Consider the following 20,884-nt stretch of genomic DNA (forward strand, 5'->3'; position numbering starts at 1 on the left):
CAAGTAATATCATAAATTAAAAACTTAACCCCATGATAGATTTAATTTTACTAACTTAAAGTTTAAAATCCATCATGGGGCTATTCATATGTTTAAAATAATCACTTACCCTTAGCTACTTCTACATTTACCTTTTTACCCTTAATAGTATTGTCCTTCATTATTTCAAGAACTTCCTTTGCATATTCGGCCGGAACTTCTACAAACGAGAATTTTTCATAAATATCAATGCTTCCTATTAAATCCCCTGGAATTCTAACTTTATCTGCGATAGCACCTACTATGTCCCTTGGGCTTATTCTTTGGTTTCTACCTACATTTATAAACAACCTTACCATTCCAGGTTCTGCACCTGTCCTTTCAAATTCCTTATCAACATCGTCTGCCTTCTTGTCAAGATTAATTACCATTTTTAGTAAAGCTGCAGCAACGTCAAGCGAAGTATAATCATCTCCAACTATTCTTTCAACTATATCACTATACTTTTCAAGATTATTTTCATTTATCGTGGTCTTGATTCTATCTATAATTAGATTAGCTCTGGACTCCTCAACATCGTGTAAAGTTGGAACCTTTAGTAGTTTTATTTTTGTCTTAGCATATCTTTGTATATCTCTTAATTTATAAATTTCTTTTCCGGCTACAAAAGAATATGCTCTTCCTTCCTTACCCGCTCTTCCTGTTCTGCCAATTCTATGAACATAATACTCCTCGTCCTGTGGAACATCATAATTAAATACCATTTCTACATTTTCAACGTCTATCCCTCTCGCAGCGACATCCGTTGCAACCAACACGTCTATTTGTCCATTCCTAAACTTAGACATAACCCTGTCCCTTTGAGATTGTTTCATATCACCATGAAGTGCATCCGCTAGATAGCCTCTTGCCTGAAGGCTGTTTACTACATCATCAACTTTTTTCTTTGTATTGCAAAATACTAAGGCTAAGTTTGGATTGTGAATATCTAATAATCTAGATAATACTTCTATTTTGTCGCCTTCCTTAACTTCAAAATATCCCTGTTCTATCGTGGGAACAGTCAGCTCCTTATGAATTACTTTTATGTATTCAGGATTTTTCAAATATTTCTTTGTTAATTTCAATATCGGTTCTGGAATTGTTGCTGAAAACAAAACCGTCTGCTTATCTTCGGGTGTTTTTTCAAGAATATATTCTATATCTTCAATAAAGCCCATATTAAGCATTTCATCTGCTTCATCAAGCACGAACATTTTAACGTTGTCTAGTTTTAATGTTCCCCTGTCAAGATGGTCAATCACTCTTCCAGGAGTTCCGATAATTATTTGGACACCCTTTTTAAGGGCATGAATCTGTCTGTCAATTGACTGCCCGCCGTATATTGGCAATACGTTGATCCCTCTTTTATATTTAGATAGTTTTTTAAGTTCTTCAGAAACCTGAACCGCAAGTTCCCTTGTCGGACAAAGAATTATCGATTGAAGAGACTTTAATGTAGAATCAACTTTTTCCAGAACAGGTATTCCAAATGCTGCAGTTTTGCCTGTTCCAGTCTGAGCTTGCCCTATTACATCCTTACCTTCAAGAATAACCGGAATTGCCCTGGATTGAATAGGTGTTGCTTCTTCAAATCCTAACTCCTCTATTGCCCTTAAAATTTCCTTAGAAACATTTAACTCAATAAATTTTAATTTTTCCATTATATCACCTCATAATTTATTTCACAAAATTATTTAATATTATTTTGTGTTATTTTATTTTTATAATTCTAATAAAAACATAGTGCCGGATAATTCCGGCACTAAATCATTCATTCATTACACCTAATTTTTCAAATAGTATAAAGAACAAGTTTATAACTATAGCAACGATAGTTGCTAGTGCCATACCCTTAAGCTGAACCTGACCTATGTTTAAGTGGGCGCCACTTAAACCAATTGTCATAACAACTGAGGTTAAAATCAAATTCTTGGGTTTGCTGTAATCTACTTTTTCTTCTACAAGCATTCTAAATCCTGATGTAGCTATTACACCAAATAATAGAAGCGATACTCCTCCAATTACAGGCGTTGGTATGCCCTGTATCAATGCTGATAATTTACCAAAGAATGAAAGGATAATTGAGATAATAGCAGCTCCACCTATTACCCAGACGCTATAAACCTTTGTTATAGCCATAACTCCAATATTTTCACCATAAGTAGTCGTTGGGACAGAACCGAATAATCCTGAAATTGTTGTAGATAATCCATCTCCTAATAACGACCTGTGAAGCCCCGGGTCTTTTGATAAATCCCTTCCAACAAGGTTGCTTGTAACCACAAGATGCCCTATATGTTCAGCAAGCACAACAAATGTAGCTGGAACAATAGTCAATATTGCTATGGGGTTAAATTTAGGAGCATATATATGTGGCAATACAAACACATTAGCTGATAAGACTGAATCAAAATTGACCAATCCTAGCACAAATGCACTTACATAACCAACAATAATACCAATTAGAACAGGTATAACCTTCAAGAATCCTTTAAATACTACAGAACCCAATACAACAGTTATAAATGTAATTAGCGATACAGTTATAACCTTTATATCTAGTGCTTTGGCAGTAAATCCAGCCATATCTGCTGCAACTGGTGCCAATTCTAGACCTATTATAGCAACTATAGCACCCATAGAAGCTGCAGGAAACAATTTGTTTAACCATTCTACACCTGTATATTTTACTATTACCGCAACTAATATAAATATCAATCCACTAGCTATAAATCCTCCAAGCGCATATTCGTATCCAAACTTTTGCATTATATAGAAAGTAGGTGCAAGATATGCAAAACTTGAACCTAAATAGGATGGTATTTTGCCTTTAGTAATGAAAATATAAAGTAATGTTCCAATTCCATTGAAAATCAATACAAGAGATGGATCGATTTGAAATAATATTGGAACCAACACTGATGCACCAAACATTGCAAATAGGTGTTGAAGGCTAAGTGGAATAGCCTTACCTAAAGATGGTTTTTCGTTAACATCGATAAAATTTTTCATTTTAAGCTCCCCTTTCTTGTATTGGGGATTTCTCCCCTTATTAGCCTCGCTGGACTAATTTAAAGGTTATTTTTCAATAATAATAACCTTATCTTCGTTGTCTGTCTCATTAAGCCTAACTTCTATTACTTCGTTTAAAGAAGTTGGGACATTTTTCCCAACATAATCTGGTCTTATTGGCAGTTCCCTATGCCCTCTGTCTACCAATACCGCAAGTTGAATTGATTTTGGTCGTCCTAAATCCATCACTGCATCCAAAGCAGCTCTTACAGTCCTTCCTGTAAATATTACATCATCTACTAGTATTACTTTCTTGCCTTTAATGTCAAAGTCAAGTTTGTTTTTTTCAACATGTGGTTCTTCATATTTTTCAGTTAAATCGTCACGGTATAATGAGATGTCTACTGTTCCAACAGGAACCATAAACCCTTCAAAGGATTCAATATAACTGGCAATTCTTTTTGCTAATGGAACCCCTCTTGTTTTGATTCCTAAAAGAACAACATTTTCTACACCTTTATTTTTCTCAATAATTTCATGAGATATACGCACTAGTGCTCTTTGTATGCTTTTGTCATCTAAAAGCACCGCCTTTTCTCGCATCTTCTCACCCCTTTAATAAAAAAACTTCCTACAGGCAGCTGTAAGAAGTCGGCAATACTTTCATATTTTCTTATCCCACTCCTTACAGCCTCACTGGACTGTTTAAAGGTAACCTTTATATTAAAATACCACATATTTCTACAATAATCAAGTTATTTTTCTTAATTTTTCTATTAAATCTGTAAAATACTCTGGAAGTTCTGCTGAAAATTCCATATATTCTCCTGTTCTTGGATGAACAAATCCAAGTGTCTTTGCATGTAGCGCTTGACCCTGCAATTTATACTTTTGTTTTTTGTAACCGTAAACTGGATCTCCAACTAACGGGTGTCCTATAGATGCCATATGGACTCTAATCTGATGAGTTCTTCCAGTTTCAAGCTTGGCTTGAATCAAAGTGTTTTCCTTGAATCTTTCTAATACTTTAAAATGAGTTACTGCCCTTCTTCCATTTTCTACAACAGCCATTTTTTTTCTTAAAACAGGATGCCTTCCGATAGGTTTGTCTATAGTGCCGTAATCCTCTTTTACAACACCTTCAGTTAAGGCTATATAAATTCTATTAACTGAGTGTTCTTTTATTTGTTCTGCCAAATTTTGATGAGCCAAATCATTCTTTGCCACAACAAGAACCCCAGAAGTATCCTTATCAATCCTATGAACTATTCCCGGCCTTATCACTCCATTTATTCCAGACAATGATTTGCATTTTTTTAGCAGTGCATTAACTAATGTTCCAGTATAATTACCAGCGGCAGGATGAACTACCATCCCCTGAGGTTTATTTACAACTACAACGTCGTCATCCTCGTATAAAATATCGATATCAATATCTTCAGCCTGTATTTCCAACTTGACAGGTTCTGGTATTTCTACTTTTATTACGTCATTTAATCTTAATTTATAATTGCTCTTAGTTATTTTATCATTGACTATAATTTTTTCTTCTTCTATCAGCTTTTGAATTCTTGAACGAGACATATCTACTATTTTATCACTTAAAAAAACATCTATTCTCATCCCTACATCTTCTTGATTTACTATAAAGATTTTACCATCTGACATAAAATCACTCCATCATTCTTTTGTAAAAAGCATAGTTAAAGCAAGTAAAAAAGTTCCAATAACCACTGAAATATCAGCAATATTAAACACTGGAAAATCAAAAAAAGTTTTATAATAAACATGAATAAAATCGATTACATAACCCCTAAATACTCTGTCATAAAGATTCCCAATCGCACCTGCTACTATCAAAATCAGACTTGCTCGATACCATTTGTTTAATTCTTTATTTGTAAACAAATAGTAAAGCATTCCTCCGATAACAAATGTTGTTACTCCAACAAGAAAAAACTTCTTGTTTTTAAGAATTCCAAACGCTGCACCTCTATTCTCAACATACACAAATTCAAATACTCCATTAATAATATTCACACCGTTGGAATAAAGTAATTTTGTTTTTGCTAATATCTTTGTTAATTGATCGATTAAAAATATCAAGGCAATAAAAACTAGTTGCATAGTATCCCCCATTTCATTAAGTCGCTATTAAAATCATAAAACAAGACTTGCAATGTTGCAAGTCTCTTTTTATGGCAATTGATTTTTATACTGTTGATTGCTAATATTGTCTGTCTCCTCTACAGTTCCACTTATATATTCATCCTCGTAATTTCTTTTAAATTTTGGTATTTTATTAAACTCGTCAACATCCTGCCATGCGTCCTCCCCATCATATTCAACTGATTCGCTTATATCATTAAAGCTTCTTCCAAAGGGATAATTAAGAACTCCTTCCTCTACTGGTCTGTCGTATCTAAAGGTATTGTGATTAACTTTTTCATTCTCGCACTTTACGCATCTTGATGCATATGGCAGAAAGTCAAGCCTTTCCTCTTCTATCTCTTTGCCGCATACTTCACATACTCCATAGTTTCCATTCTCAATTCTTTCTAGAGCATTATCTATTTGAACTAACATGTTTTTTTCATTTGATAAAAGAGCAAAACCTCTTTCCTTATCAAACATTTCTGTTCCTACGTCAGCGGGATGATTATCGTTAACTGATAATTCACCTATTTCTTCCCTCTGTGGTGCGGCCAATCCACTCTCATACATCGAATTAATAGTCTTCATTAAATTTTCTCTTTCATTTTGCAATTTGCCTTTATATTTTTCAATTTTTGAAGCTTCCAAATTCATCACTCCTTATGGGACTCTATATTTAACAAGCCTTATTATTTCCGAAATAACACCGCTAATCAAAGGCAAGTTCAGAACTACCAACCTTTGTAGGACAAAAACAACGAGTGCACTTAATATAGTAAAACCTATACCTATTCCAAATCCCCTTGCAATTCCTGAAACAAAATTTAAGAAAATCATCCTTGAAGGGTTTTGCATTAAATCAATATATTCTCCGAACTTTGCCCTTTCAAGCTGAGAAGATATTTTATTAAGAACTTCTATTTCATCGTTATTAATCATATAAAACCCTCCATTATTAGTTTGCCTAATTTAATTTTTCTTATGTAATTTAAATTGATTATATTTCCATTTGCTGTTAAAATAAAATTATAATATGTCTGGACCTTTAAGGCCGGAACATGGAGGTGTTTTTATGCAAATTAATACTCAAATTAAAAGTCAAATTTCTGTAAAGAAATTGACGCGAATAGCCCTTTTAAGTGCTATTGCTATTTTTATGAGCTTTACTCCTTTTGGTTACATTCAGCTTGGAGCAATTAGAATTACTTTTATGCATATCCCGGTAATAATTGCTGCAATAGTTGAAGGAATGCTTGGCGGAATAATAGTTGGGTTAATTTTTGGAGTATCAAGCCTTATCAGCAATCTATCAGGTCCATTGGCGCCAGTATTTATTAACCCTTTAGTATCGATTTTTCCAAGAATAATGATAGGCATAGTATCTTCTATTGTTTACAAAAAAAGCAAAAATGCATCAGTTACAGCTGCTCTAGGAACTATAACTAATACCGTTCTTGTTTTGTCTATGATTTATTTTTTTGCAGCTTCAGCTTTTTCAAACATAAGAAAAATTGCAATAGAAACGTTAGGGAAATTCCTATTAATTATAGCATTAAAAAATGGAATACTTGAAATGCTTGTCGCAGTAATAATAGTTACTGCAGTTGTGAAAGCTTTGAACTTAAAAATAGAATAATTTTAGTTTTTAGACACGATTAAATAAATTAAAGCCCTTGAACGAAAAATAAAGCGTAATTAATTTATGAGATGATACCTTTATAATCGCTCAAGGGCTGATAATTTATTGTAATTAATTATTATATTAATAAATTGAATATATTTTTGCTCCTAATGAAGCCAATATTTGCACAAATTCAGGAAAAGAAGTTCTTACATTTTCACATCCTATAACTTTTGTATTACCCAATATCAATCCAACTAAAGAAAAAGCCATTGCTATTCTATGGTCGTCAAAGGATTCAAAATTGTATTCGTCTTTTTTAGTATATGTGTTCCCTCTTATAAGCATTCCATCTTCAAATTCCTCAACATGCGTCCCCATAATATTTAGATTATGTATTATCGATTTTATCCTATCGCTTTCCTTATATCTTAATTCCTTAGCATCATGAATTATAGTTTCACCATCTGCAAAGGCAGCTAATACTGAAATCAATGGTATCTCATCAATAAGCCTCGGAATAAATTCGTCGCTTATTTTTATTCCACGTAATTTGCTGCTCTTAATTATAATGCTTCCTGTTGGTTCGTTATTAGATATTCCATGTTGAATAATTTCTATTTCTCCACCCATCATTTTAAATATATCTATAAATCCTGTTCTTGTTTCATTCAGCAACACATCATGTATAATTATTTCTGAGTTCTCAGTTAATGCAGCAGCAGCAATAATAAATGCCGCTGAGCTTATATCTCCCGGAATGTCTATATCCTTTGCTAATAAATAATTACCAGATTTTATATTAATTATATTGTCTTCAATTGATATATCTGCTCCAAGAAATTTAAGCATTCTTTCGGTATGGTCCCTTGTTTTTTGTATTTCTTCAACTGCTGTTTTTCCTTCTGCAAATAAACCAGCTAACAGCAATGCCGACTTAACCTGCGCCGATGGAACTTCCATATTATATTCAATACCCTTTAATCTTCCGCCATCAATTATCAACGGTGCTAAATCATTATCGTAAAGAGACTTTATTCTAGCTCCCATTAAATTTAAGGGTTTAATAATTCTTTTCATAGGTCTTTTTTGAAGAGAATTATCACCATACAACACAAATTTGCCATCTAATGCAGATAATAATCCCGACAACAATCTAATCGATGTCCCAGAGTTTCCAACATACAATAATTTATTTGCTTTTTTTAGCCCATTTATGCCATTTGAATTTATGTGAATACCATTTTCTCTAATTTTAATTCTAGCATTGAGCATCTTCATCACATTCAAAGTATTAACAGTGTCCTCTGCAAATAAAAAATTATTAACCACTGCATCTCCATGACACAGTGGCAATATAATAGCTGCTCTATGTGAAATAGATTTATCACCAGGAAGCTTGACCTCTCCTTTTAGTTCATTTGATTTGTTAGAAATCAAGTCCATAAAATCACCTCTTATGAACACATTTAAATGTTTCATTCGCCCTTTTATATATAAGTTCAAATTCCTCAAAATTTACAGATTGAAAGCCATCTGAGAGAGCATTCTCCGGTTCTGGATGAACTTCAATCAATAGGCCATCAGCTCCTGCAGCAATTGATGCAAGGCTCATTGGATAAACAAGCTCTCTTCTTCCGGTTCCATGGCTTGGGTCTACTATAATGCGTAGACTGGTCCTTTCTTTAACGACTGGAACAGCATTTAAATCAAGCGTATTTCGAGTATAATTTTCAAATGTTCTAATCCCTCTCTCACAGAGTATTATATCATCATTACCTTCAAGTGCTATATATTCAGCCGCATTTAACCACTCTTCTATCGTTGCGGAAATGCCTCTTTTTAATAAAATCGTCTTATTAGTTTTGCCTATCTCTTTTAACAGTGGATAATTATACATATTTCTCGAGCCAACTTGTATAACATCGACAGAGTTAATCATTTCTTCAAGGTCCCTTATGTCTAAAACTTCAGAAACTATCTTAACACCATATTTAGTTTTCATATCCTTTAATATTTCAACGCCTTCCATTCCAAGACCTTGAAAACTATAAGGTGAAGTTCGTGGCTTAAACGCTCCTCCTCTAATGTATTCAACTCCTAAATTTTTTAAGAAAGAAACCGTTTTATCCATAACTTCATAGTTCTCAACACTGCAAGGCCCTGCAATCATCAATAGTTTTTCATTATTTTTTCTGGACCCCTTAGTAATTTTCTTTACCATATTACCACCTACAGTTGTTCAATCATATTGTTCAATATTGAAATAGAGTTTTCAATTGCAATATTAATATACTTATCATAATCGGCAGCATGATTTTCATCAGCAAAATCCGATATTGACCTAATAACCACAAACGGAACACCATTAACATAACAAGTATGGGCGATTGCCGCACCTTCCATTTCTACTGCAAGCGCGTCAAATGTATCTTTAAGCCAAATTAATTTTTTTGAATCTGCTATAACCTGATCGCCTGTTGCAATTCTTCCAATGTATACGTCAAATTCAGTAATGTCCTTTGTTGCCTTTAGAGCAGCATCAATTAACCTCTCATCAGCTCTAAAAAAGTAATCGACCATTCGAGGTATTTGTCCGGGTTTGTAATCTATACAAGTCCCATCTACATCGTGTTGAACTAAATCTTTTGAAATTACAACATCGCCAGGATTTAGTTTTTCATTTACTCTTCCAGCAACACCGGTATTTATAACATAATCTACATTAAAATCATCAATCAAAATTTGTGTGCATATTGCTGCATTTACCTTTCCTATGCCGCTTCTAACGACTACTATATCTTTATTTAAGAATCTTCCCATGAAAAATTCCATATTAGCCTTTTTCTCGATTCTTTCTACGACCATCATGTCTTTAATTTTTAATACTTCTTCTTCCATCGCTCCAATAATTCCTATCATAAATTAACCTCCCAGGCAGTTTTTTATCGAGTCCTTAATTAAAGCTTCATTTAAATCAGTTGTAATTATAGCATTTCCTATTCCTTTAGGCAAAGCAAATTTTAACTGATTTGTAGTTCTTTTCTTATCCATATTCATATATAAGAATAATTCATCATAATTCTCTAATTTTATATTAGTTGGTAATTTAAAATATCTAATCAAGGTTGCAATTCTGTCATATTCATCTCTTCTTAAATATCCAAGTTTATATGCCATGTATGATTCTACAAGCATTCCAATAGCTATAGCTTCACCATGCAGTATCTCGAAATTCATTATGCTCTCGATTGCATGCCCTATTGTGTGTCCAAAATTAAGAATATGTCTTTCCCCCAAATCCAGTTCATCCTTTTCTATAATCGATGCCTTGATTTTTGAAGTTTGATAAACTATATGAATTAGTTTGTCGCATTCCATCTCTAAAATTGCTCGCCTATTTTGAAACAAATATTCAAACAAATTCTTATCACTGATTACTCCATATTTTATAACTTCGGCTAATCCGTTTATAAATTGTCTTTCCTCCAATGTTTTTAATAAATTAACTTCTGAAAATATGAATTTGGGCTGATGAAAAGTGCCTATTATATTTTTTATTTTTAAAAAATCAAATCCATTTTTTCCACCAATACTGCTGTCGCACTGTGCCAGCAGTGTTGTTGGGATATGAATCAAATCTAAACCTCTCATATAGGTAGAAGCAACAAACCCTGCTATGTCACCTACGACTCCGCCTCCAAACGCTATTATTGAAGTTTTTTTACCTATGCCCAAATTTATCATTTTATCATAAATTCCCATAATCGTTTCAATACTTTTACTTTTTTCACCTGGCTGAATTATATATATTCCGCTTATTAAATTGCTGATGGTATCTAATAAATTTTTATGTAAATTATATACATTTTCATCTGTAACAATAAAGACTGAGTGTATTTTGTTAAGTTCAACAATTGTCCTCAACAAATTCGAATCTGAAGTGATATATATGCTATATTTTTTTGAGGCGTTCACCTTAATTTCCTTCATACTACATACCTCTAAAAATTATTTTAAGAATATTATACCACAAACTTGATAAAAGAATATATTTTGTAGGATAATATAAGTAAATTAAAAACAGAGGTGATCGAATGGGTAGATTTTTAACATTAATAGTTGCAACATCATTAATATCAGCTATATTGACTTATATGTTTTTTAGGTTATTTAAAAGAATTAGGCTTGTTAAATATATTCCAGGCTTAATCTTCATCTTAATTTCTATTTTAAGTTTTTACAAAGGCAAAACTGCAACTGAAGGATTTTTAGATATTGCAAACTTTTTATTTTCTTTAATTTTTGCTGTAGCTGCGATTACAAATTTTCTATTTTCTTTATTTTTGGACCATAAATATAAAGTCTAACTTTGCAATTTAAATTGCATAAAACGCCCCATGATTGATTTCGTCAGTATAAGCTCGTTCTTTTAATCGTTTAATTCATAAGTCGAGCTAATTGAAATCATATCATGGGGTATAAATTATTTCACCAAAATTTATAAGCTTCTAACAACAGTTGCACATCTTGAGCATAGAGTTGGGTGTTCAGCATCATTCCCTACTGTTTCGCTGTATATCCAGCATCTTTCGCATTTTTCTCCAGCAGCTTGAGTTACTGAAACTGCAATTTCTTTAATTTCTTCACCCTTATATGCATTTTCAGGTGCTGTTTTCATTCCTTCAATCAGGTTAACCTTTGAAACTATAAATACGGTTTCCAAATAATTTCTAATTTCGTTCAAGAAATTATAAGTTTCACCTTCTGCGTATATATCTACTCGAGCGTTAAGCGAGTGACCTATCACTTTGTTTACTCTTGCTTGTTCGAGGGCCTTTAGAACCTCTGCTCTTATTCTTTGAATATTATCCCATCTGTTCTCAAGTTCCTTATCAACGTATTTTTCTTCTACAGCTGGCCAATCAGCAAGATGAACGCTTACATAATCATTCTTGCTTGACTTAGGCATATACTTCCATATTTCATCTGCTGTGAACGAAAGAACAGGTGCAATCATCTTTACAAGAGCATCAAGTATATCATATAAAACAGTTTGTGCAGCACGTCTTTCTCTTGAAGATGGATTTTCTGTATACAATCTGTCCTTTATAATATCAAGATAGAAATTACTCATATCAACTACACAGAAATTATGAATATCATGATACAAAATATGGAATTCATAATTTTCATAGGCATCAGTAACATCCTTAATTAGATGTTGTAATTTTAGCAATGCCCACTTGTCAAGTTCGTTCATTTCCTCATAATTTACCATGTCCTTGTCAGGATTGAAATCTGAAAGGTTACCTAAAAGAAACCTTGCTGTATTTCTAATCTTTCTATAGACTTCTGAAAGCTGCTTTAAAATATCCTTTGACATTCTAACATCGCTCTTATAGTCTGCTGATGAAACCCAAAGTCTCAATACATCGGCTCCATATTCCTTTATTACATCAAGAGGGTCGATTCCATTGCCCAACGATTTAGACATCTTCTTGCCTTCTCCGTCAACAACCATTCCATGTGTAATTACTGTTTTATACGGAGCTTTTCCCCTTGTCGCTACTGAAGTTAGTAATGAAGACTGGAACCATCCTCTGTATTGGTCGTTTCCTTCAAGATAAAGGTCAGCAGGCCAGGAAAGGTCGCTTCTTGTTTCAAGAACTCCAACATGACTTGAGCCTGAATCAAACCAAACGTCCATAATATCTGTTTCTTTTCTAAAGCTGCTGCTACCACATGAACATTTAACTCCGTCTGGCAGCAATTCGTTTGGACTCATTTCAAACCATGCATTTGAACCTTTAGCTTTAAAAATTTCTGCAACGTGATAAATAATATCCTTGCTTACAAGTTCCTTTCCACAGTCTTCACAATAGAATATTGGAATAGGAACACCCCATGTTCTTTGTCTTGATATACACCAATCGCCGCGGTCAGCAACCATGCTTTCAATTCTGTCTTCTCCCCATTCAGGAATCCAGTTAACTTCCTTTATGGATTCAATTGCTTTATTTCTAAAACCTTCTATTGATGCAAACCATTGTTCAGTCGCTCTGAATATAATTGGATTTTTGCATCTCCAGCAATGAGGGTAGGAGTGGCTTATTTTTTCTTCTGCTAAAAGCATATTGCTTTCTCTTAAATCATGTAAAATTGCTTTATTGCCTTCTTTATAAGTCAAGCCAGCATATTTTCCTGCCTGTTCAGTAAATCTACCTTTTCCATCTACAGGATTCAAGACATCTAATCCATATTTTTGACCAATATAGAAGTCTTCTTCACCGTGTCCAGGTGCAGTGTGAACACATCCAGTTCCCGATTCTAAAGTAACGTGGTCCCCAACTATAATTATTGATTCTCTATCAAAGAATGGATGATGACAAACCTGTCCTTCAAGTTGGTTTCCTTTAAAGGATGCAATTATCTCTTCATTTTCAAGTTTTGCTACCTTCTTTAAAGATTCGAGCAGCTCTTTAGCAACTACATAAACTTCATTATCAAATTTTGCAAGAACGTATTCAAAATCCGGCCCCAAACAAATTGCAAGGTTCGCAGGCAATGTCCAAGTTGTAGTAGTCCAGATTACATAATATATATTATCTAAACTTAATCCTAGATTGCTGAATAATCCTTTATCCTCAAGCAATCTAAATTTAACATATATAGAATTAGAAGTTTCATCTTCATACTCTATTTCCGCTTCAGCAAGCGCAGTCTCACAAGAAGGACACCAATATACTGGTTTTAGTCCTTTATATATATACCCATTTTCAGCCATATCTCCAAATATCTCTATTTGCTTTGCTTCAAACTCTGGTGCAAGAGTTAAATAAGGATTATCCCAGTCACCAATAACGCCAAGTCTCTTAAATTGTTCCTTTTGTTTTTCAACTTGTTCAAGCGCATAATCACGGCACATATTTCTAAATTCGTTTGTTGAAACGTCATGCACCTTTATTCCAAGTTTTTTAAGCGCCTGAAGCTCAATTGGAAGTCCATGAGTATCCCATCCAGGAACATATGGCGCATAATACCCTCTCATTGTCTTATATTTGTTAATCAAATCCTTTAATATTTTATTTAGTGTGTGTCCGAGATGGATATCCCCATTTGCATATGGAGGACCATCATGAAGTATAAATGGAGTATTGTTCTTGTTCTTTTCCAATGCCCTCTTATAAATATTTAATTCGTCCCATTCTTTTTGTATATTTGGTTCTTTCTGTGGTAAATTTGCACGCATAGCAAATTCCGTTTGTGGCAAATTCAAAGTTTTGCTGTAATCCATATTATAACCTCCCTTTTATTTTTCCATAAAAAAAACAGACCTCCCCCATGGGGCGAAGTCTGCTCGCGGTACCACCCAAATTTGTCACTCTAATGAATAACGGCTACGCCGGCTCGGCTTACTTTTTTCAGCCTGCAACTCAAGGGTGATTTTCAATAGCTGGCAATTTATGGGCTTTCACCTTACCCCACTCTCTGTCAAATCCCATACTATTTACTCGTCCCTATCATAGTTTTTAACTAAATTTATTCATTAATATACTACAATATGTAATTCATGTCAATATAAATAATTTATTATTCAAATTTCTCAAGAGTTTCAAGCTGCGCATTTAATAGCCCAGTAAATCGTGATTTAAACATATTAAATTCCTGTTTCAACATTTCAAATTCTTTGTTTATGTTTAATACTTTTTGTTGTGCCTCAGAAACAATGCTATTAGCCTTTTCATTTGCCTGTCTAATTATTTCCTCAGATTTATCCTTAGCATTCTTTAAAATCATTTCAGATTCTTTTCTTGAGTTCTCCTTTGCCTGTTCAGCTGCTGTTTGTGCAAGAACAAGCGTATTCTGTAAAGTTGATTCCATATTTGAATAGTGTTCTATTTTATCATTAAGAGAACTTATCTTTTCCTTTAGAGTTATATTTTCCTTATAGATTCTTTCGTATTCCTCAACTATTTGTTCAAGAAAGTCATCAACCTCATCGATATCATAACCTCTAAATACTTTTTTAAACTCTTTATTCGCAATATCATTTGGTGTAATAGACATTTTTACCCCTCCTAAATTATCTTTTTTGCTTCAACCACAAGCCTTCCGCTTTTAGTTGCGCCTAAACACTCCCCAACTATAAATCTTCCATATCCTTTGATTGATATTGTTGAATTAGGCTCAACTTTCTTATCGGTCTCTTTAATAATCTTAAAATTAACCTTTACATTTTCATTCTTAATAATCTCAGAAGCTTTATTTCTGGATTCTCCTGTAAGCTCAGATATTATTGCATCTAATCTTAACGAAGGAACGTTTAAGCTTAAAGTTTTAAACTTAATCAACTTCTCACGGGCTTCATTCAAACCAATTTTTTTTATTTTGACTGTCGTATGTTTTATTTTTTCCAAATTAAAAATTACATAATCGCTCAATTCTTTTAAAATATATATTTCTGCTCCATCATCGAATACATTAATATCCCCTATCTTTTCTCTCTTAATCCCCAATGAGAGAAGGCTTCCTAAATAATCCCTATGTTCTACTCGTTCAAATTTAAAATTTCCTTCTACCTTTAATACATCTATTGGATATTCAGCGTAATCATTTAATTTAAATAATTTTGCCACAGTTCTTTCAAAATTATCATCGCCATAAAAATTAACATTTACATCATTTTGCCGGCAAAGGGCCAATAAAGCTGCCTTCTCTTCTGGGTTTATAAAATCAGTAAAAACAATTTGATAATTTTTAGCAAGTTCAATCTTATTTATAAAACTAAGATAAATATTTTTATTTATTAAATATCCGTCTACTTTTATTTGTTCCATTTTATCACCTAAAATAATATGTTAACTAAAATTCTTCTTATAAATTCAAGTGCTATATAAGCAAAAATTGGTGAAAAATCAATCATTGTGTTGGGCATTAATTTGAACTGAATACTTCTAAAAGGAGCCATCACAGGCTCAACGATTAAATCAATATATCTGAAAATTTGATTCCTTCTAATTTGTGGGAACCATGATGCAATTACCTGAATAAAAATTAACCATTCAAGCAAATCAATAAAAAGATTGACTGCTCTAAATAACGTGTATATCAAATTTACTCCTCCATTTCATGTTATAAACTAATAAAAGCATTCTTATCTAAATGCTCTCTTAGCTCATTTGTAATTTCAACCGCATCAGGAACGACAAGATATACAGATTTTGCTATTTCTTGTATATCGCCATTTAATGCGTAACAAGCTCCAACAATTATGTCAAGCATTCTCTGCGCTAGAGCGTGTTCAAGACTAACCATGTTTAATATTGCTATTCTCTTTGCTTTAATTGCCTCAATAATATCAATAGTATCTTCCAAATCCTGAGGCTTTTTTAGCAAAACCTTTGGAAATGAAGTTTTTATGCTGACCACTTTATTGTTATTCCTATTATTATGAACCGGCTCAATATCAAGTTCTTCCTCCTGTTCCTCAATTTCAAAATCCTCTTCTTCGCTAAGGCCTAAAACCCCCATTACTTTATTAAAAGGTCTTAATATCTTATTTGACATTATTCTCCCTCCCTCTTATAAATTCTTTTGCCGAATATTCCAGTTCCAATTCTAATTATATTTGCACCTTCTTCAATAGCTATTTCAAAATCGTCGGTCATACCCATTGAGATATATTTTATGTCAAAATTATCATATTTTAAATTTTTTATTTCATCAAAAATTTGTCTCATTCGTCTGAAATATTCTCTAGTTTTATCTGAATCAATATTTAGCGGAGGAATTGTCATAATTCCAGATACTATTAAATTTTTATATTTAGTTAATTCTTCCATAAAACTATATATTTCCTCTTCATATATCCCAGATTTTGAGTCCTCTTTACCTATATTTATTTCAATTAATACTCTCATCTTAATTTGATTTTTTTCCGCTCTTTTGTCGATTTCTTTAGCAAGTTCAATTGAATCAAGTGAATGAATCATATCAACTTTGTCGATAATATATTTTACCTTATTCTTCTGCAAGTGACCTATGAAATGCCATTTTACATCGTCGATAAGTGGATACTTTTGGATTAATTCCTGAGCCTTATTTTCTCCAAAAATATTTATACCACACTCCTTAGCCTTTAATATGCTTTCAATAGGATGTGTTTTACTTACAGCGACTAAAATAATTTCATCTTTATTTCTTCCAGCTCTGTTGGCAGCTTTTTCTATTCTTTCAAGTATATAAGCTATATTTTGTTCTATTCCCATAAAACCACTCCTTAAATTCTAAGGCATAATATAAAAATTCTACAAAAAATATTAAAATCCTTCATTTTTATTTTTGTTTTTGATATTTTTATAAATAAAATAATTCTAGCTCCATTACAAATACAATTTTAATATTAATTTTTTGAAAACTCAAGCATTTTACATCAAAGTATGTAGGAAAATCGAGAAGATTTAAGGAGATTTGAGGAAAAACAAAGCTATTGATATTAACGCTGGATAAAATGGATTAAACAAAGATAGCAATGAATAGCAACGTTTGTATTATACAACAGTTAGTGTTATTATATAAATATAAACAAACGGTTGCTGATTGGGAGGTTATAACATGTTAGCGTTAGGTGTGGCAGCCTTAAAAAAGGTCTTCCACAAAAATGATGAATCTTTTACCTAGAGCCGAACATAGCCCAGAAAAATTGAATTTGATAGAAAGGGATGATATTATGGAAATCGGCAATATTACAAAGGTAAAGGAAGATATAGTAATTAAAACTTCTAATAAGAAGGAAAAGAAAAGCCAGGTTAAAAATCAGGGTTGCATAAAGATGAATGACTACTTTTCATTTTAAATAAAGGTCCCAAAGGGACCTTTTTAATTTACCTATATTCCTACTTTCAAGCTGTTTACAGGGCATTCCTTTACGCATTCAAGACATTTAGAACATTTATAATTTTTGGCTGGATCCATTTTTTCATCTTTGTAAAGACTAAAATCAGGGTTTAAAGATGTTATATAACAGACTCTGTCGCATTTCCCGCAACTTATGCAGGTATTAGTATCTTTTTTAATTTTGAATATGCTGTATTTATTTAAAAAACCGCTAATCCATGCTATTGGGCATCCTGCTTTGTAATACATATACATCTGCTGCTTTCTTCTATCTTCACTTTCTTTAAACATTAACTCCATAATAAAACCAATTGGACAAATCCACCTGCAAAATGCCTTTCCAAATACAACACCTATCATACTTCCTGCAATTAAAATATAGATTAAACTTAAATGAAACATAGAAATTAATACATACAGCGTAACCCCTATAATTCCTTGAATCAAGAATCTTTTGTTAATAATATTTTTCATAATACCCCTCCCGCATACCTTGTAGGGGTATTATATCACAATCTAACAATAAAGAAAAGCCCCCAAATGGGAGCTTTATAGTATAATGCATATTAATCCACCATTACCCTCATTTATTATCTTTTGAAGTGTCTTTTGCAATTTATCTTGAACATCGTCAGGCATTTTATAAAGCTTGTTCTGTAATCCTTCCTTGACAAGCTCTTCAAGCGTCTTTCCGAACATATTCGCCTGCCATATCTTTTGTGGATTGTTTTCAAATTCATCTAGCAATGATTTAACTAGTTCTTCGCTTTGCTTTTCTGTTCCGACTATTGGTGAAACTTCGGTCTCTACATCAACTTTAATTATATGAAGCGACGGAGCACTTGCCCTAAGTTTTACTCCAAATCTATTTCCCTGTCTCACAATTTCAGGTTCCTCAAGCTTTAGTTCATCTATCTGAGGTGGAACTAGCCCATATCCAGTTTCTTTAACTTCGTTTAATGCATTTGAAATTCTGTCATATTCTCGTTTAGCCACAGTTAAATCCTTCATCAAAGTTAATAAATCAAATTCTCCACCGATTGTAAATCCAGAGATTTCTCCTAAAACTCTGTAGAATAGTCCTTCTTTAACTTTCATTGTCAAAGTAGCGCTTCCTTCTCCAAGGCGCATCTCGTCAAGCGATACATCTCCTACAAATTCATATTCTTTATATGTGTTAATCGTCGGTTTAATATCTCTAATTTTAAGGAGTGATTTAACTGAATTCTTGACAGCAAGAATAAAATCTCTCTTCAACCAATGTTCATTTTCAAGGTGTTCAACCCAATCAGGCAATTTGATTCCTATTTCCTTGACAGGGAATTCATGTAGAACCTTTTCAAATATATTGTTCAAATCCTCAATTCTCATATTAGCTGCATCGGTAATATAAACTGGAACTCCATATTTTTCTTCAATGCTCTTTCTTAAGTTAATAGTATCCGGGTTATATGGATGCGTTGTATTTAAAATTATTATAAAAGGTTTATTTAATGTTTGTAATTCCTTAATAACTCTTTCTTCTGCCTCAATATAGTTCTCTCTTGGTATTTCTGTTATGCTCCCATCTGTAGTCACCACAACACCAATTGTTGAATGCTCATTGATAACCTTTCTCGTTCCAATTTCAGCTGCTTCAGTAAAAGGTATTTCCTCTTCAAACCATGGAGTTTTAACCATTCTTATCTGGTCATTTTCTAAGTGTCCTGTAGCCCCATGAACCATGAAACCTACGCAATCAACCATTTTAACTCTCATTTTAGCATTATCACTAAGCTCAATTTCAACTGCTTCATCGCTAGGAACAAATTTAGGCTCTACTGTTGTAATAATTTTCCCTGATCCGCTCTGCGGAAGTGCATCCTTTGCTCTTTCTTTCTTATGAACGTTACTGATATTAGGTAAAACTAATAATTCCATAAACCTTCTTATGAATGTTGACTTACCTGTCCTTACTGGGCCCACTACCCCTACATAAATATCTCCCTGGGTTCTTTCAGCAATGTCTTTATATATATTGAATTCCTCCACAGTTCAACCTCCTAACACATTTTATCTAATTCATATATATTTATTTAAAATTTATTTTAGAACAAAAAAAATAGCTAATTATAAAATTAGCTATTTATACAAAACATATCCTAATATCCCGCCTATAATTGTAATAGCAATCGGGTCTATTTTAAACTTCAATGAGACAGCCAAAGCTGTTAAAAAAACTATAGCCCCCTTTATATCTACTACTGAACTTTGAGTAATTGAAAGTGCAGCAGCAAGAATTAATCCTAAAACTGTTGGTCTTAATATTGAAAATGCTGCTTCCATGTAGTCACTTTTTTTAAACTTCTCTATAAACTTAATAATCAACATCATAACTAAAACTGATGGTAATGATACACCTGTTGTTGATATTAATGAACCCCAAAAACCTCCAACCTTATAACCAATATATGTTGCACTATTAATTGCAATTGGACCAGGAGTAATTTGTGAAATTGCAACTATATCAATAAATTCACTCTGAGTAAGCCATTTATTTATAAAAACTACCTGTTGCTGTATCAATGGCAACATTGCATAGCCACCACCAAAACTAAATAGCCCTATTTTGAAGAAAGTGATAAAAAGTTTGTATATAATCATATTTATTTTCTCCCTTTTATAATTATACCAACAACCATAGAAGTTAAAATAATTAAAATAGGGGTTACTTTATAAAACCATACAGCTAATGCAACAATTGAAGGAATAAATATACTTCTAAGTGTAAATTTAATATCTTTGCCCATCTTTAATACCGAAGCAAATACCATTCCCGCAACAACAGGTCTTATCCCCTTAAAAATTAATTCAACATAATTATTATCTTTTATTTGGCTAAAAAAAGCTGCAATCAAAAGAATAGTAACAAATGAAGGTAATATAGTTGCCAGAACTGTGATAGATAGCCCAAGTATACCATATAAATTATATCCAACAAAAATAGCAGTATTAACTGCAATTGGTCCTGGAGCTGATTGTGCAACAGCAAGAAGGTCGATGAAATCTTCTTTTTTTATCCATCCCTTTTTTTCTACAATTTCGTTTTGAATCAAAGGAATCATCGCATAACCTCCACCTAGTGTAAAGGCTCCAATCTTGAAAAAAACCCAAAATAGTTCAATATATTTTTTCATT

General features: G+C 32.7%; 24 protein-coding genes and 1 other annotated feature. Of the genes, 3 read left to right on the plus strand and 21 right to left on the minus strand.

Annotated elements, in window-relative coordinates:
- Nucleotides 1-101 precede the first annotated feature (101 nt).
- From ABG79_RS07535 to ABG79_RS07565, 7 genes are all read right to left on the minus strand, one after another.
- Nucleotides 102-1,682 (minus strand): DEAD/DEAH box helicase, encoded by a 1,581-nt coding sequence (locus ABG79_RS07535; protein WP_057978752.1) that lies wholly within the window; start codon nt 1,680-1,682, stop codon nt 102-104.
- A gap of 106 nt (nt 1,683-1,788) precedes the next feature.
- On the minus strand, nt 1,789-3,033 hold the full coding sequence (gene uraA, locus ABG79_RS07540) for a uracil permease (protein WP_057978754.1): 1,245 nt from the start codon (nt 3,031-3,033) through the stop codon (nt 1,789-1,791).
- A 66-nt stretch (nt 3,034-3,099) separates the two neighbouring features.
- A complete protein-coding gene (gene pyrR / locus ABG79_RS07545) occupies nt 3,100-3,636 on the minus strand; it encodes a bifunctional pyr operon transcriptional regulator/uracil phosphoribosyltransferase PyrR (protein WP_057978756.1) in 537 nt (178 codons plus the stop codon).
- Between the two features lie 147 nt (nt 3,637-3,783).
- Nucleotides 3,784-4,701 carry an RluA family pseudouridine synthase gene (locus ABG79_RS07550; protein WP_057978758.1) on the minus strand — a complete coding sequence of 306 codons (918 nt, stop codon included), beginning with the start codon at nt 4,699-4,701 and terminating at the stop codon, nt 3,784-3,786.
- A 12-nt stretch (nt 4,702-4,713) separates the two neighbouring features.
- The gene (gene lspA / locus ABG79_RS07555) at nt 4,714-5,160 is read right to left on the minus strand and encodes a signal peptidase II (protein ID WP_057978760.1); all 447 of its coding nucleotides are present in this window, start codon (nt 5,158-5,160) and stop codon (nt 4,714-4,716) included.
- Between the two features lie 69 nt (nt 5,161-5,229).
- Nucleotides 5,230-5,835 carry a TraR/DksA C4-type zinc finger protein gene (locus tag ABG79_RS07560; protein ID WP_057978763.1) on the minus strand — a complete coding sequence of 202 codons (606 nt, stop codon included), beginning with the start codon at nt 5,833-5,835 and terminating at the stop codon, nt 5,230-5,232.
- A 12-nt stretch (nt 5,836-5,847) separates the two neighbouring features.
- Nucleotides 5,848-6,126 (minus strand): DUF5665 domain-containing protein, encoded by a 279-nt coding sequence (locus ABG79_RS07565; protein WP_057978765.1) that lies wholly within the window; start codon nt 6,124-6,126, stop codon nt 5,848-5,850.
- Between the two features lie 133 nt (nt 6,127-6,259).
- On the opposite strand from ABG79_RS07565, the gene ABG79_RS07570 reads away from it, so the two are divergent.
- Nucleotides 6,260-6,823 (plus strand): ECF transporter S component, encoded by a 564-nt coding sequence (locus tag ABG79_RS07570; protein WP_057978767.1) that lies wholly within the window; start codon nt 6,260-6,262, stop codon nt 6,821-6,823.
- Between the two features lie 126 nt (nt 6,824-6,949).
- On the opposite strand, the gene aroA is transcribed toward ABG79_RS07570, so the two are convergent.
- The 4 genes from aroA to aroB are packed head-to-tail and all read right to left on the minus strand — an operon-like array spanning nt 6,950 to nt 10,801.
- Entirely contained in the window at nt 6,950-8,254 is a 1,305-nt protein-coding gene (gene aroA / locus ABG79_RS07575) for a 3-phosphoshikimate 1-carboxyvinyltransferase (RefSeq protein ID WP_057978768.1), read from the minus strand.
- A 4-nt stretch (nt 8,255-8,258) separates the two neighbouring features.
- Nucleotides 8,259-9,032: a 3-deoxy-7-phosphoheptulonate synthase gene (aroF, locus tag ABG79_RS07580; RefSeq protein WP_057978770.1), complete on the minus strand. Its 774-nt coding sequence runs from the start codon at nt 9,030-9,032 to the stop codon at nt 8,259-8,261.
- A gap of 8 nt (nt 9,033-9,040) precedes the next feature.
- Entirely contained in the window at nt 9,041-9,730 is a 690-nt protein-coding gene (locus ABG79_RS07585) for a 5'-methylthioadenosine/adenosylhomocysteine nucleosidase (RefSeq protein ID WP_057978772.1), read from the minus strand.
- 3 nt (nt 9,731-9,733) lie between these two features.
- Nucleotides 9,734-10,801, minus strand: coding sequence for a 3-dehydroquinate synthase (gene aroB, locus ABG79_RS07590; RefSeq protein ID WP_057978774.1), 1,068 nt, complete (start codon nt 10,799-10,801; stop codon nt 9,734-9,736).
- Nucleotides 10,802-10,905: 104 nt separating this feature from the next.
- Between aroB and ABG79_RS07595 the strand changes: the two genes are divergently transcribed.
- Entirely contained in the window at nt 10,906-11,178 is a 273-nt protein-coding gene (locus ABG79_RS07595; protein ID WP_057978776.1) for a hypothetical protein, read from the plus strand.
- A gap of 131 nt (nt 11,179-11,309) precedes the next feature.
- Here the strand turns inward: ABG79_RS07595 and ileS are convergent, their stop codons facing one another.
- From ileS to ABG79_RS07625, 6 genes are all read right to left on the minus strand, one after another.
- The gene (ileS, locus tag ABG79_RS07600; protein ID WP_057978778.1) at nt 11,310-14,105 is read right to left on the minus strand and encodes an isoleucine--tRNA ligase; all 2,796 of its coding nucleotides are present in this window, start codon (nt 14,103-14,105) and stop codon (nt 11,310-11,312) included.
- 45 nt (nt 14,106-14,150) lie between these two features.
- Nucleotides 14,151-14,344: a binding site (T-box leader), on the minus strand.
- Between the two features lie 57 nt (nt 14,345-14,401).
- Complete coding sequence (locus tag ABG79_RS07605) at nt 14,402-14,878, minus strand: DivIVA domain-containing protein (protein WP_057978780.1); 477 nt, start codon at nt 14,876-14,878, stop codon at nt 14,402-14,404.
- 11 nt (nt 14,879-14,889) lie between these two features.
- Nucleotides 14,890-15,648, minus strand: coding sequence for a YlmH family RNA-binding protein (locus ABG79_RS07610; RefSeq protein ID WP_057978781.1), 759 nt, complete (start codon nt 15,646-15,648; stop codon nt 14,890-14,892).
- A gap of 8 nt (nt 15,649-15,656) precedes the next feature.
- Nucleotides 15,657-15,923 (minus strand): YggT family protein, encoded by a 267-nt coding sequence (locus ABG79_RS07615; protein WP_057978783.1) that lies wholly within the window; start codon nt 15,921-15,923, stop codon nt 15,657-15,659.
- A 20-nt stretch (nt 15,924-15,943) separates the two neighbouring features.
- Nucleotides 15,944-16,378: a cell division protein SepF gene (locus tag ABG79_RS07620; protein ID WP_057978785.1), complete on the minus strand. Its 435-nt coding sequence runs from the start codon at nt 16,376-16,378 to the stop codon at nt 15,944-15,946.
- The gene (locus ABG79_RS07625; protein ID WP_057978787.1) at nt 16,378-17,079 is read right to left on the minus strand and encodes a YggS family pyridoxal phosphate-dependent enzyme; all 702 of its coding nucleotides are present in this window, start codon (nt 17,077-17,079) and stop codon (nt 16,378-16,380) included. Before ABG79_RS07625 ends, ABG79_RS07620 begins: the two co-directional genes overlap by 1 nt.
- Nucleotides 17,080-17,540: 461 nt before the next feature.
- On the opposite strand from ABG79_RS07625, the gene ABG79_RS12745 reads away from it, so the two are divergent.
- Entirely contained in the window at nt 17,541-17,666 is a 126-nt protein-coding gene (locus ABG79_RS12745) for a hypothetical protein (RefSeq protein WP_278287119.1), read from the plus strand.
- Between the two features lie 32 nt (nt 17,667-17,698).
- Here ABG79_RS12745 and ABG79_RS07635 read toward each other — a convergent pair whose 3' ends face one another.
- The 4 genes from ABG79_RS07635 to ABG79_RS07650 form a co-directional block, all read right to left on the minus strand.
- Nucleotides 17,699-18,181 (minus strand): 4Fe-4S binding protein, encoded by a 483-nt coding sequence (locus ABG79_RS07635; protein WP_057978791.1) that lies wholly within the window; start codon nt 18,179-18,181, stop codon nt 17,699-17,701.
- A gap of 75 nt (nt 18,182-18,256) precedes the next feature.
- Nucleotides 18,257-19,738: a stage IV sporulation protein A gene (gene spoIVA, locus ABG79_RS07640; protein WP_057978792.1), complete on the minus strand. Its 1,482-nt coding sequence runs from the start codon at nt 19,736-19,738 to the stop codon at nt 18,257-18,259.
- A gap of 90 nt (nt 19,739-19,828) precedes the next feature.
- Nucleotides 19,829-20,350 (minus strand): chromate transporter, encoded by a 522-nt coding sequence (locus ABG79_RS07645; RefSeq protein WP_057978794.1) that lies wholly within the window; start codon nt 20,348-20,350, stop codon nt 19,829-19,831.
- Nucleotides 20,351-20,352: 2 nt separating this feature from the next.
- Nucleotides 20,353-20,883: a chromate transporter gene (locus ABG79_RS07650; protein ID WP_057978796.1), complete on the minus strand. Its 531-nt coding sequence runs from the start codon at nt 20,881-20,883 to the stop codon at nt 20,353-20,355.
- Nucleotide 20,884 lies beyond the last annotated feature (1 nt).

The sequence above is a fragment of the Caloramator mitchellensis genome, from assembly GCF_001440545.1.
GTDB lineage: Bacteria > Bacillota > Clostridia > Clostridiales > Caloramatoraceae > Caloramator > Caloramator mitchellensis.